Source organism: Alloacidobacterium dinghuense (assembly GCF_014274465.1).
Classification (GTDB): domain Bacteria; phylum Acidobacteriota; class Terriglobia; order Terriglobales; family Acidobacteriaceae; genus Alloacidobacterium; species Alloacidobacterium dinghuense.
In genome coordinates this window covers 3,466,655-3,480,189 of the sequence record NZ_CP060394.1, presented here as the reverse complement: position 1 = coordinate 3,480,189, position 13,535 = coordinate 3,466,655, and the positions used below count along the sequence as shown (strand labels likewise).

Annotated in this window: 10 protein-coding genes; 2 read left to right on the top strand and 8 right to left on the bottom strand. The window is 57.8% G+C overall.

What is annotated here, in order from left to right:
- Positions 1-5 precede the first annotated feature (5 nt).
- From H7849_RS14270 to H7849_RS14240, 7 genes are all read right to left on the bottom strand, one after another.
- Positions 6-620, bottom strand: a complete 615-nt coding sequence (locus H7849_RS14270; RefSeq protein ID WP_186740159.1) for a P-loop NTPase family protein — start codon at positions 618-620, stop codon at positions 6-8.
- Positions 620-1,243, bottom strand: a complete 624-nt coding sequence (locus H7849_RS14265; protein WP_186740157.1) for a GspMb/PilO family protein — start codon at positions 1,241-1,243, stop codon at positions 620-622. Before H7849_RS14265 ends, H7849_RS14270 begins: the two co-directional genes overlap by 1 nt.
- A complete protein-coding gene (locus tag H7849_RS14260; RefSeq protein WP_186740155.1) occupies positions 1,240-1,902 on the bottom strand; it encodes a fimbrial assembly protein in 663 nt (220 codons plus the stop codon). The genes H7849_RS14265 and H7849_RS14260 overlap by 4 nt, the downstream gene beginning before the upstream one ends.
- Positions 1,902-2,798, bottom strand: coding sequence for a type IV pilus biogenesis protein PilM (locus H7849_RS14255; RefSeq protein WP_251106271.1), 897 nt, complete (start codon positions 2,796-2,798; stop codon positions 1,902-1,904). The genes H7849_RS14260 and H7849_RS14255 overlap by 1 nt, the downstream gene beginning before the upstream one ends.
- The gene (locus H7849_RS14250; RefSeq protein WP_186740153.1) at positions 2,798-4,423 is read right to left on the bottom strand and encodes a GspE/PulE family protein; all 1,626 of its coding nucleotides are present in this window, start codon (positions 4,421-4,423) and stop codon (positions 2,798-2,800) included. Before H7849_RS14250 ends, H7849_RS14255 begins: the two co-directional genes overlap by 1 nt.
- 25 nt (positions 4,424-4,448) lie before the next feature.
- On the bottom strand, positions 4,449-5,645 hold the full coding sequence (locus tag H7849_RS14245) for a type II secretion system F family protein (RefSeq protein WP_186740151.1): 1,197 nt from the start codon (positions 5,643-5,645) through the stop codon (positions 4,449-4,451).
- 173 nt (positions 5,646-5,818) lie between these two features.
- A complete protein-coding gene (locus tag H7849_RS14240; protein ID WP_186740149.1) occupies positions 5,819-6,934 on the bottom strand; it encodes a beta propeller repeat protein in 1,116 nt (371 codons plus the stop codon).
- A gap of 336 nt (positions 6,935-7,270) precedes the next feature.
- Here H7849_RS14240 and H7849_RS14235 point away from each other — a divergent pair, with 336 nt between their 5' ends.
- Positions 7,271-8,827 (top strand): M50 family metallopeptidase, encoded by a 1,557-nt coding sequence (locus tag H7849_RS14235; RefSeq protein ID WP_186740148.1) that lies wholly within the window; start codon positions 7,271-7,273, stop codon positions 8,825-8,827.
- Positions 8,828-8,963: 136 nt separating this feature from the next.
- Here the strand turns inward: H7849_RS14235 and H7849_RS14230 are convergent, their stop codons facing one another.
- On the bottom strand, positions 8,964-9,986 hold the full coding sequence (locus tag H7849_RS14230) for a hypothetical protein (protein ID WP_186740146.1): 1,023 nt from the start codon (positions 9,984-9,986) through the stop codon (positions 8,964-8,966).
- An 883-nt stretch (positions 9,987-10,869) separates the two neighbouring features.
- Between H7849_RS14230 and glgP the strand changes: the two genes are divergently transcribed.
- Positions 10,870-13,527, top strand: a complete 2,658-nt coding sequence (gene glgP, locus H7849_RS14225) for an alpha-glucan family phosphorylase (RefSeq protein ID WP_186740144.1) — start codon at positions 10,870-10,872, stop codon at positions 13,525-13,527.
- Positions 13,528-13,535: the final 8 nt, after the last annotated feature.

Here is a 13,535-nt window from a genome sequence, read left to right as displayed (position 1 = left end):
ACAGATCAGTTCTGGACCAGAGGTATGGGTTGAGCGTTCTGGTAAGGGAGATCTTCAATCTGCACAGAGAAGGGCGCGATGTTCAGCACCCGATAGCGATGATCTACTACATCTCCGACCGATGCAATGAAGACATCATCGCCATGCAGCAGGAAGGCCCTGCGTGAACCGTCTTTGCGAGCCTCATAGCCGAAGAACTTCAGGTCAATCGGTGGAGGAGGCGGCGGACCTTGCGGAACCTGCGTAGCGGCTGCGCTCTGACGAATGGGAGCCTGCACCTTCTCGATCTCTGGCGGAGCGGAGAATTGCGAGAAGATGTTGCGGCCATGTCCTGAGTATTCGAGCGACTCAGCCTGGGCCATCCATTCCGGATGAAGCGTTGGATCTAGGCTCGCGACAATGCCCGGGATGCGGACAGCAGCGTGATCGCCAGTCGTGGATGGCGCAGCAGGCTGGCTTGGCCGAGTTGCAGCAGTCTGCATCGGCGGAGGTGGCGCTGGAGTGGAACTTCCGCCAAAGATATACATCAGCGTATAAACCAAGGCGCCAATAGCACCAACGCCAAGCACGCCAGCGGCAATGACTTTTTTCTTGTCCTCAGCACCGACTCTCAAGGCCATCACCGGACCTCCTGAGGAGACAGCATTGCTTCGTTGTTGGCACTGCCTTCGTTGGCCGGCGTGGGAGGCAGGTCACCACTTGATTGCAGATATGTGGTCATACGCAGGCGCAAATTCACCAAACCACCCTGCTGTCCGCTGAGCGTAAGTGTTTTGATGGTGAAAAAGACGTGGTCCTTGTCGCGTTCGAGATCGTTGATGAAATGCATCAAGGCGGTGTATTCGCCGCTCAGGCTCGCGTCGATGCGAACTTCGGTTAGCCCGTTGATCGCGGGTGCAGGAGTGTACTGGGCGCGAGTCAGGCGAACATTGTTCTTGCTGACCAACGAGCCGAGCTGTCCTGCCATTGTCGAGTAGTTGGGCGCAATGCGATCTGCGTAGAACTTGTCGGCATCGCTGTGGGCCAGGTTTACTTTTTCCGGCAGCCCCTGCAGGTGTGACATCTGCGCCTGCAACTGCACGTAGGTCATGTGCCCGGCGTTGTAGTCAGCTGACTGGTCGGAACTGGCAGCGTGCCACGCGATGAGGAGTCGCGTTAACAGGAACAGATTTATGCCGAGCAACAGCACTACACCTGCGAGGTGCAGGTTGAGAAGCGTTAAGAGTTTGCGCACGTTCTTCATTGCGCACCTTCCTTTGTCTTCTGCTCTGACTCTTTCTCAGGCTTGTCGGCGTGCTCGCCCTCAAGAGACAGTGGCCGGTAATCAGCGAGGATGTCGAAATTTACATCGCTAGGCCCGTTGACCGGTGTTGCCTGCTGATTTCCGGTGTTGGCGGTGGCCAGCGATTCGTCGGAAAGCCGGGGTGAGGCAAAGTGCTTCGAGCCTTCGAGGTTCTTGACCAGTTCAAGGGCGCGTTCACGCGCGCCGCTGACTCTCATGCGTATCGTCACGTGGCCGTCCGGCAGGACCAGGGGCTCGATGCTCATTACTTGTACGCCTGCGGGCAGGACAGTTTCTAGGTCGCTCATAGTCGCTGTCCACGAAAAGGCTTTGTGGCGGAAGAGATCGTTGAGGAAGTCGGATTGCGTGAGCACGGCGGCGTTCTGCGGCTGCCGCATCAGCGCCTGATAGCTTTGTTGCTGACGCTGCATTTGTTGCACGCTGGCCTGCATACCGCGCACGCGCGCGGTGGCGACATTGGCCTTCTTCTGTTCGACGCGCGCGAGAAACCAGAGGGGAATAGCCAAGATGAGAAGCGCGCCCATCCAGATGCGAAGGCGCTGGTAGACGGGCTTCAGCTCGATAAATGGCCGTGTTGCGAGATTGACGGTAATGCGCATTAGCTTGCGAGCGCTCCTGACACTCCGGCCATCAGGCCCTTGGGTACGGTATTTCCGTTTCCAGCATTTGCTGCGGAAACCAGATCGCGGATACGGAACTGTTCGAGCTCAAGCACGCGCACCAACTCCTGTGAGCCGCCAGGGCCGGCGTAGAAAACAGCATCGGGGACAGATGCGAGCGTGTCTTCAAAATAGGCAATCGACACGGTGACAGCATGACGAATCTCTTCATCCCGCTGAGCCTGCGCGCCGGGCAATTCGATGGTGCGATGCAGCAACAGTTCGTCGCCGCGCGTGATTGCCGTGGTTACCGAATTTCCGTTCTGGTTCACCAGCAATGCAGGTTCGGACTGAACAAGCCCCGCGAGCGATGCCAGCGTGCTGGGCAGAACAACGCCGGGCTCATACCCCGCGAGTCGCACTGCTTCTTCGTATTCTACGAGAACAGCGTGTGGTATCACTGTGACGAGCGCCCGGATTTCCTCAGTCGTCTGCTGCATGATCTGATAGCTGATGGCCGCGTCGTCTACGTCAAAGGGAACCAGCTTGCGCAGACGAAAACGGATGACGGGCAGCGCTTCGGCGAGTTTCGCGGGCAGCGTGTCGAAATCGAGGATCAGCACGCGGGCGGCTGCATCCGGCACAACGATGGTAAGGCGTTTATCGCGTGGTTCCAGGGCATCGAGAGCGCGCTTCAACGCGGCAACGACTGCGGCCTTATCAACGATGTTCGGCGTCTTGAGGCCGGGGATCAGTGCTCCAGAAAAAAGCGGAGCAAATGCCGTGGTCGTCTGTTCCGCGTCTCCGAGTCGCGCCGCCACTACGCCTTCGGGCGTGAGATCACATGCCAAACGCGGACGCTGGACCTTGACCGGAATCAGGAAATTAAATGTCACTAGCGTGTCGCCTCGATGAATGTGACCTTGTTGATTTCTTTCAATGTCGTGAGGCCGCGCCGCACGCGATCCAACGCTGATTCACGAAGGAACTGCATTCCTTCACGCTGCGCGAGCTTGCGCACTTCCGAACTGGGTTTCTTGTCGAGAATCATTTCGCGGATCGGATCGGTCAGGTCGAGCAGTTCGTGGATGGCAGTTCGTCCACGATAGCCGGTGCCGCCGCACTCGATGCAGCCAGCGCCCTCGCGGAAGTCGAAGTTGCGCCACTCTGCCAGATCGAGTCCGCCTGTGACCAGGGTTTCCTCGTCATAGCGAACGGTGTGCCCGCAGTATTCGCAGATGGTACGGACGAGGCGCTGGGCGAGGATGCAATTCAACGCGGAGATGAAGTTGTAGGGCTCGACGCCCATGTTGAGGAAGCGGCCGAGGACATCGAATACGTTGTTGGCGTGGACGGTGGTGAAGACGAGGTGTCCGGTGAGCGCGGAGTTGATGGCGATCTGCGCCGTCTCCTGGTCACGGATTTCGCCGACCAGGATCTTGTCCGGATCGTGGCGCAGGATGGAGCGCAGACCACGGGCAAAGGTAAGTCCTTTTTTCTCGTTGACGGGAATCTGTGTAATGCCGCGAATCTGATACTCGACTGGGTCCTCGATGGTGATGATCTTGTCTTCGTCGCTCTTGATCTCATTCAGCGCAGCATAGAGAGAGGTCGTCTTTCCAGAGCCAGTCGGGCCGGTGACGAGCACCATGCCGTAGGGTTCGCGGATGTAGCGGCGGAAGCGGCGCAGGTCGTCTTCGGCGAATCCGACGACGTCGAGCGTGAGCTTGCGGAACTTTTCGCTCATCGATTCTTTGTCGAGGACACGAAGGACGGCATTTTCGCCGTGAACGGTCGGCATGACGGAGACACGGAAGTCGATCAGGCGCGTCTTGTAGCGGACGCGGAAGCGTCCGTCCTGCGGCACGCGGCGCTCGGCGATATCGAGTTCGCTCATGACCTTGATGCGCGAGAGGATGGTCGAGTGGTGCTCGCGCGCGATAGGGGCCATGGCCTGTTGCAGAACGCCGTCGATGCGGTACTTGACGAGCACTGAGTCGTCGTAGGTCTCGATGTGAATGTCAGAAGCGCGGCGTTCGAGAGCGGTGAAGATGGTGGTGTCGACGAGGCGGATGATCGGGCTGATGTCTTCTTCGGAGGTCAGCTTTTCGATCGAGATATTTTCATCGGAGTTGTCTTCACCGGTAAGAACGTCAAAGGTGAGGCCCTCGGACGCTTCATCGAGGACGCGCTGTGACTGTTCGGTCTTCTTGAGCAGGTCGGTGATCTGCGAGAGCGTTGCGACGCGCGCGGAGATGCGCTGGCCGAGGAGGCTCGAGATCTCATCGAGCACCATGAGGCGGCTCGGGTCGCTGACGGCGATGACGAGGCGGTCTTCCTGCTGCTCGAGCGGCACGAAGTTGTAGCGGAACATCATGTCGACGGGCACGGTGCGGAAGAGATCGTGCTGGATGCGGAAGTTTTTCAGATCGACGAACTCGCAGCGGTAGCGGATGGCGAGCGCCTGTGCGCGGCTTGTCTCGTCCTGCTCGACCGGGATGAATGCTGGTGCTTGTGCCATAAGAATCCTTTACCGCTAACCAGCCTTATCGCTGGAAGGTGCCTGCCTGACTGAGGGAGAAGATGGGGAGATAAAGCGCAATCAGAATGATGACTACGACAACGCCCATTACGATCAGGATCGCAGGTTCGATTAAGGCCAGCGATGCAGTAAGCGCGGTCTGTACGTCTTCCTCGAAGAATTCTGCCACAGAATTCAACATTTGCGGCAGTGCGCCGGTCGATTCGCCGACTTCAATCATTTCGGTTGATAGCTCGGGGAAGACTTTGGTGTTGACGAGGCTCTTCGCCAGACTTTTGCCTTCGCGCACGCTGCCCACTGAAGCGAAGACTGCTTTTGCGATGCGTTTGCTGGCGATGGAGCGGGCTGCGGTTTCGAGGGAGGGTACCAGGGGCAGGCCGCCGGAGAGCAGGGTTGAGAGCGTGCGGGAGAACAGCGCCACCTGGTATTTCAGCCAAATCTTGCCGAAGATGGGCAGCTTGATGCGGATGCCGTCGATGCGGTCGGCTCCGCCGTCGGTCTTGCTCCAGCGGTAGAGCAGGAAGGCGATGATGGCAAGCGCCGGGAGGATATAGAGGATGTAGTGCTGCGCGCCGTTTCCGAGAGCGAGGAGGAAGAGCGTAATCGAGGGCAGTTTGGTGCCGATCTGGTCGTAGAGCAGGGCGAAGCGCGGGACGACGAAGGTAATCAGGAAGATGAAGAGGCCGAAGACCAGCGTTATCAACAGCGCCGGGTAGACGAGCGAGGCTTGCAACTTCTTGCGGAAGGTCAGCGAAACTCTTTGGAATGAGAGATATCGGCCCAGGACTTCTTCGAGGTTGCCGCTTCGTTCGCCGGCGAGCAGCGTGGTGGTGTAGATGAGCGGGAATCCGCCTTGAGCTTCGAAGGCCGAGGAGATAGATTCGCCGGTGCGAACACGCGCGGCTACGTTCTGCAATTGCGCGGAAAATGCCGGGTTTTTCTGGTTTTTTGCGAGCATTTCAAGCGAACTGAGGATCGGGAGTCCGGCTCGAACAAGGGTCAGGAATTGCTGGTTAAATATAAGAAAAGTCTCGAGTTTCGCCTTTTTCTTGCCGCCGGCGAATCCGCGCGGCTTGACCGAATAGACGTAGTAGCCGGCCTGGGAAAAGCGCTGGCGCAACTCCTCGGCGGAGGCGGCGGACTGGATCTGTTCCTGCACGCGCCCGCGCTCATCGGCCAGCTTGATGACGAACTCTGCCATTCTTTTTCACAATACCAGCTTGCGGGCCGGAAAATCCCCTGAAACCCGGCCCGCGCCGTTCTCGCTCTGTTCTCTCGTACTACTGACTCAGACGCAGGGAGGGCGGTTTTCGCTCATCCGTGGTTCGTGGTCTCCCACCCTTTCGCATACTGCGCGAAAGAATGGGGCACCCATCATTTGTGCGGCGGCAGGGCTCCTAGTTTGGCGATGCGGCCCTTGGGGCCGACGATCCAGGGGAGGCTTAGGGCGTTCCAGTTGCCGTTGTCGAGGGGTTGCCAGGATTTGCCGTCATCGTAGCTGATGTCGGAGCCGTTGGTTCCGGCGGCGATCCACGCTCTCACGTCGAGGTCCCAGGCTACGGCGGAGCGATAGCCGTGCGGCGGCTTCTCGGCTGCTGTCCAGTGTTGGCCGCCGTCTGCGGTCCAGGCGGCGGTTCCGGCGGATTCGTTGGGCTTGGTGTAGTCGCCTCCCACGGCCATGCCGTGCTGATCGTCGCGGAAGGACAGGGAGAAGACTCCCGAGGAGGCATCGGTTCCACTGGCCAGCGGGAGGGGGACGTAGCGGCTGAGTTCTGAACCAGGTAGCGGTCCAGACCAGTCGAGCATCATTAGGGGAATCGGCCTAGCGAACTTGCCGATGTATACGTGCGCGCCACTCTTGCCGCCGGTGCCAACCCAGACACGATCCTTGAAAATCGCTACGGATGAATTGCTTGCAGCGAAGGCGCCTGTCCCGTCGGCTACGCGAACGCTGCCTTCTGTCGCTAGATCTCGCATCCAAGTTGTTCCACCATCCAGCGTCTTCATGATTGTCAATGCCAAATCGTTCTTACCGTCCGCACCTCGGATGGCTACCGGATCTCCCAACAATATTCCACGGCCCCGTTCGGTGAACTGAATCGCGTCCCAGAAACCATCCTTGTCCGGGTTGGTGTAGAGCAGGGTCCAGTGGGAGCAGCCGTCCGTTGTCTTGTAGAGGCGGGACTGGTCGCCGGGGCCGCTGGACATGACGATGGCTGTGTTCGCGTCCCAGGCCCAGATGCCGCGGAAGTCGAGTTTTTCTGCGCCGGGCGGCATGGCGCAGCTTTGCCACATGTAGCCGCTGTCCTCGGTGCGCAGGACGGTGCCGTTGGTGCCGCTGGCCCAGGCTACGCCGCCGCCCACGGCGTGGATGCCCCGCAGGCTCGCCGTGGTTCCGCTGGATTGCATCTCCCATGGGCCGGACTTCTCGACCTGAGTGTTTCCGATGACCGGGAGCAGGCAGATGATTGCCAGTGCGAGGGCTTTCATGGTTAGCAGGATACGCGATCTCGTGTGGGAATACGGAGATGCAAGATGGTGGGCTTATAGCTGCGCCTTTTCTGTCTTCTACTCCTCCATTACGGTTCATTCAGGGATAAATTCCGCGCTCTCGGCTCTCCAGTCTATGTTATTGTTATACAGCCAGTTAGCTAGCGATCGGCTCGACAACAAATTGTTGCTTATCTCCTATGGTGTCTTTACCGATTGTGGGTGAAAAGGCGCTTGACTTAGGAGTCGGTTTTAGAGAGCATAAGCATCTTGCATCACCCCCCAAAATAACCCTTCCCCAGGTTTGACCATCCCCCAGAAATTCAAAAAACTATTATGCGCGGACTTAGAAAGTTCCTGTGTTGGTGCTTCGCGGTAGCAGCTTTTGCCTTCATTGTTTTTCCGATGAAGGCACGTCTTGCTCACGGCTACTGGTCGCCGGGCTGGAAGTTTGCCCTCGGCGCAATCGTACCGATGGTGTTGGCTGCAGTCTTTGCGATGGCGTGGTGGACTGCCTTCAGTGAAAAGGATTCGGCGAGGAACTGGGGGATTGTCGCCAGCCTCGTGTATCTGCTGCTGGGGGTTTCTGTGACCGCCTTTTCTCCGGCAGCCAGCAAGGCGCAGCCGAGCTGGCTTTTGTCAGGGATCGGAGTTGCGGGTCTTATCGCGTTCTCGCGCCGTGACATCGCCGCGCCGGAGGGTGAGAAAACCTCTTCGCAGCGGAGCGGTCCTGGCGATGGAACCAACCCGATCCTCGATAAGCTGGTTTGGATCGTGGCTGTGGTGGGGTTCTGGCTGGCATGGAGCTACGGCTGGGAACGCTGGGCTCGCATGGAAGGTCTAAGCCTGCATCCTGGGCTTCAATATTTGGTCGAAGTGCTCATTGCCTCGCTCGCTGTGGTTGCCGTACACGAGTGCGGTCACGCTGTTATAGGCATGGCGCTTGGGATGAAACTGCACGCCTTCTTCGTTGGCCCGTTCCAATGGCGCGTGCGCGAGGGCAGGTGGACGTTTCAGTTCCTTCCGCGGAAGATCTTTGATCTGGGCGGGGCTACGGGCGTGGTTTCGAGGAGCCTGGAGCATTTCCGAGAGTACCGTGTCTGCATGATTGCCGCAGGCCCATTTGCCAGTCTGATCTTTGGCCTGCTCGCCTTCGGTGCGGCAATCACGGCGCCGAACAGCGGATGGGAGTCGGAATTTTCGCTGCTTGCGCAGATGGCGACTCTGTCATTGCTGGCTTTCGTTCTCAACCTGATCCCGATTCGAAGTAAAAACTCCTATTCGGACGGCGCGCAGATCTATCAGATCCTTTCTGATGGTCCATGGGGTGACTATCACCGAGCGATGTCCATTGTCGGGTCGACGCTGGTGACGCCCTTGCGGCCGAAGGATTACGACATAGATGCGATCCAGCGGGCGGCGGCGGGAATTACGCACGGACTTCAGGGGCTGCTGCTGAGGCTCTATGCGTGTTCGTATTATCTCGATTGCGGACGCTTTGCCGAGGCGAGCCAGGCCCTGGCGGAGGCTGAAGCGGTCTATCAGGAATCGGCTTCGGACATTCCTGCTGAATTGCATGCCGCATTTGTTTTCCGTGTTGCGTTCTTGCGACGCGATGCTGCCGGCGCTCGTGTCTGGTGGGAGCGCATGGAGGCGAAGCGACCGACTCGCCTGAATGTGGATTACTGGTTGGCACGCAGTGCGCTTTGCTGGGTGGAGAACCACCTTATTGAAGCGCATGAGGCCTGGGGAAAGTGTTATTCCCTGGCGCGGCTGCTTCCGCATACCGGGGCCTATGAATTCGAGCGGCACTGTATTGAACTGCTGCGCCGGCCTCTGTATGACTCGTCGGCACATCGGGCTCTGGGTGAACTGCGGTCACTTGTGGGCTGATCGGGTGAAGACAGCGTATTGAATTTGATCATCGCCAGCGCTGGATTTTTGGTGATCTAAGCAGAACAGCCGGATCGTTTGATCCGGCTGTTGCGTTCCATGAATGATCTTACCAACCAGCGTTACGCGTGTTCTCTCACCAGCGATAGACGGTCAGGTCGTCGATCAAGACGATAGGTGTTCCGCCGGAGCCAAGTCCGTCCACCTGGAAGTTGGTCAACAGCGTCGGAGCCCATCCGAGCGAGAATGCAGAGTAGGCCGTTGCATTGATGGGCTCCTGCAGGCCATCGAGCCATACTGACTTGTAGTTGACGTTGCCGGAGTTGTCGCGGGAATAGCTGATCTGAACGTGATGCCAGGCGTTCCTGCTCCAGCCACGCGGATTGCAATACGCACCCGAGTGCGCCCACTGGTCTGAAGGATTCCAGGCGCTTCCTCCGTTCACGGTGTAATCCCATGTGCTGGTGTAGCCATCACACTGGAAGCCGAAGATCACGGTCTGGCCGTTGGGCATGACTTGATTCAAGTCCATTTCCAGATTTCCGATGGAGGGGGCAGAATCGTTGAGATACACCCACACGTCATAGAGGAAGTTGGTGGATTCGTTGTCGTCTCCGAAAGTGGTGTGATAGCGAACACCGCCGTAGTTTGAAAACCACGTCGTGAACTGACGCGCATTGCCGCTGCGTGACGGAGTGCCGACCAAATTCATGCTTCCAGTGGAATAGCCACCCGAGGTGCCGACGTCATAGACTGCCTGCCAGTTGCTCAAGGTCTGGATGCTGCTGACGCTGACCGCATTCGAGGGGATGTAGGGAGCGTTCGATGCTGCGGTGACGGTGAGAGCAACATCGGTGACGCATGAGGCGCCATTCTGCCCCCATGCTTTGACGTGCAGAGTGTGCGAGCCGGTTCCGGATGAGACCTGGGTTTGCACGGACGTTCCGTTCAGGATGGTGGTGTCGATGCTGCCATCCAGCGAATAGCCCATTGCGACCACGTTCTGTGAGGAGCAAGAGGAAGCATACGCAGAGAGATTGAACGGCGAACTCACTTGATTGCCATTGCCTGGGCTGCTGATCGTTACGCCGGCGACTGCAGACGTTACGGGGATTACGAGTAGTGAAAAGGTGAGGGAGAAATGCGCGAAAGTTTTCAATTTAACTACCCTTGTGTGTTGCTAGTGGAATTTTTTTCGAGTTGCGGCTTTAAAGTCTGCATCCGATGCAATAACCTCGTCGCGTGCTTGAGGGCTATTCTGGTCGAGCACTTACAAAGACGTTGTCATTGGCCCGGGCCTTAGGCTTGCGGAGGCACCGGGAAGTCTCAATCGCACACATTGTCTTCGGATCATTTTGCAAGGCATAGCCTCAGCAAGATCGAGCCGAAGTCTCGCACACGTTCAGGAGAATGAGGCAGAGAACTACCCAAGCGGTTTCGCCATGACTTGAGTGCGCCGCTTGAGGTTCTTCTATTTCGGTCCCGAAATTCAGAGACCTTGAAGAAGGTTCAGTGGATTGCTAAAAGGCATACTACACACTTGATTTGCAGAAAAAAGCATTTTCTAGAGGGAATTTTAAAAAAATTGAAATTATGAGCATCCTTTTTCCTGCTTGTGCAAATAGTTCACGAAGCGCGGGGAAATAAGTACTAGCGACGGTAACAATTACATCGGAAACGAGGAGTATTTCGCAGGCTTAGCGTCGCAGGGATCCTGAAGAATCAACACAAGGAGTGTCAGCAACCTGAAAGTTTATGTCCTTAAGTCATCCCTGATAATAGCGAGCGTTCTGAGGTGAACAGGCGACGCAGCAGAGGAAAAATCCCATTGCGCCTGCAGGCCGATGTGCTTAGACTTAGTCATCTTTAACACTTTTGCCGTGGCGGTCGAGTACCAACCGTGTCGAAGTGTAGTTCGTCGAGCAAGCGGGCTCAGTTTTTCTATATATCGTTATCCTTCGACGAAGCGTTTTGTAGATTTGGGCTCATCCTCGGCAGCGTCAATTCCTTCTGGCGTTGAACTGGAAAAGGGGAAGGTGGTCATGTCCCAAGCTGCAGAATCGCTGGATGCGAGTCGTGTCCTTACTCTCGAAGAAATCAGTCAATTAATGGAAGAAAGCAGTCAGCCGGCAGACACGCTGATGCGTGTGGTCGTGCTGATTGCGCGCTACTCCAAGACAGATGTCTGCTCGATTTATCTGCTGGAACCGGATCGCGCGAATCTGGTTCTTGCAGCGACTGTCGGGTTGACGCCCATGTGCGTCGGGACCCTCCGCTTAGCGATGCATGAAGGTTTGGCGGGGCTGGTTGCGGAGCAGGTGCGGCCCATCGCAGTAAAACACGCGAAGAGCCACCCACGCTTCAAGTACATCAAAGAAGCGTGCGAAGACGCCTTCCAGTCATTTCTTGGAGTTCCGCTGATTGATCGCGGCGTGCTGCAGGGCGTGCTGGTGGTGCAGACGATTGAGCCACGCGACTTTCACGAAGACGAGATTCGCATATTGGCCGACGCCGCAATGCAGGTGGCGCCGACGGTGAGCGAGGCGCGTACACTGGCGCGATTCATTGCACCGATGCAGGAGCGGCTTTGGAGCCTGGCGCGCAATATCTGGTGGAGCTGGGACCAGGAATCGTGCGATCTGTTTCTTGATCTCGATCCCAGGCGATGGCGCGACCTGAACCACAATCCGGTAGCGCTGCTGAATGAAATGCCGCTGGCAAAGATTGAACAGCGTGCCGCGGAAATGGTTCTGCATAGCCGTATCAACTATGCGTATCGGCGCATGCGGGAATACACGCACGCCGATCGGACATGGGGCGCCATCCACGCGGGGATCTTGCGGCCTCGTCCAGTGGCTTACTTTTCGGCGGAGTTTGGACTGCATGAGTCGCTGCCGATCTATTCGGGTGGGCTGGGCGTGCTCGCCGGGGACCATATTAAGAGCGCGTCCGACCTGGATATTCCGCTGATCGGGATTGGCCTTTTCTACGGGCAGGGATATTTTCGGCAATCGCTGGACCAGAAAGGCTGGCAGCAGGAAGAATATCTCGACACGGACACGAATCAACTGCCGATGGAGCCAGCGATCGGTGTGGACGGCAAGGCGGTAACGATCGAGATTGCAACGCGGAAGAAACCGATCCTCGCCAAAGTATGGCGCGTTAAGGTTGGGCGCTGCAATCTGTTTCTGCTCGATTCAAATATAGAAGGCAATGCGCCGGAGGATCGCGAGCTTACATCGCGTCTCTATGGCGGTGATGGGCGGGTGCGCATCCGGCAGGAACTGTTGCTGGGCGTGGGAGGATTCCGCGCACTGAAGGCTATGGGCATCACGCCGGGCGTGTTGCACCTGAATGAGGGGCACAGCGGCTTCGTCATTCTGGAAGCGATTCGCACACGCATGCGCGAGGAAGGCATGACGTTTGCGGTTGCTGCATCACGGGTGAGCCGCGAGGTTGTTTTCACGACGCACACCCCAGTACCCGCGGGGCATGACCGTTTTGATGCTGCGCTGATTGAGGAACATCTTGGGCCGATGGCCGATGAACTCGGTTTGTCGGCCGAGCAACTGATGGGGATGGGACGCGAGCATCCGAGTGATACAAAAGAAACTTTCTGCATGACAGTGCTTGGGCTAAAGCACGCGCGGCGCGCGAATGCCGTCTCCGCGCTACACGGCGAGGCTTCGCGGCAGATGTGGACGGGGCTGTACCCGGGTAAGGCTGAGGACGATGTTCCGATTGGGCACATCACCAACGGTGTACATGTTCACAGCTGGCTTGCGCCGCAGATGGCGCGTCTCTATGACCGGCATCTCGGTTCGGGATGGCAGGAGCGCAGCGGGCGCGCGCACACGTGGGAGGGCATTGAGGGCGTCGATGACGGCGAGCTTTGGGAGACGCATGTTGGGCTGAAGCTGCGGCTGCTGGAGTTTGTGCGCCAGCGCGCGATGGAGCAGGCGACTCGCCGCGAAGAGCCGAGCGATACGGTGCTGAAGCTGGGCCGGGTGCTGAGTCCGGATGCGCTGACGATTGGGTTTGCGCGCAGGTTTGCTACCTATAAGCGAGCCAATCTGATTCTTGCGGACATTGAGAAGCTGACTGGAATGGTGAACGATCCGAAGCGTCCGGTGCAGTTTGTGTTTGCGGGAAAGGCGCATCCGCATGACGAGCCCGGGAAGCGCGTGCTGCAGCAGATTGCGGATCTGATGTATGACAGCGTCTTCGCGGATCGGTTTGTCTTTGTCGAAGATTACGACATTAATGTGGGACGACATTTTGTTCAGGGCGTGGATGTCTGGCTGAACAATCCGCGGCGGCCGCTGGAGGCTTCAGGAACGAGCGGTCAGAAGGTAGTGCTGAATGGCGGACTTAATCTTTCCATACTGGATGGATGGTGGGCTGAGGCATACGACGGACTGAATGGATTCGCTATCGGCAAGGGCACCACGCATTCGCAGATGGATGTGCACGACAATCGCGACAGCGAGGATCTTTACCGCGTGCTGCGCGAGGAAGTGGTTCCCCTGTACTACCAGCGCGACAGCGATGGTTTGCCGCGTGGCTGGATCAAGCGCATGAAGCGGACGATTCGCACGCTTGGATGGAGATTCAACGCCGACCGCATGGTAATGGACTACACGACGAAGTGCTATGTACCGGCAGCGGGCGGGACTTCGAGCGATATGCGCGGGCGATAGTGGCCGCG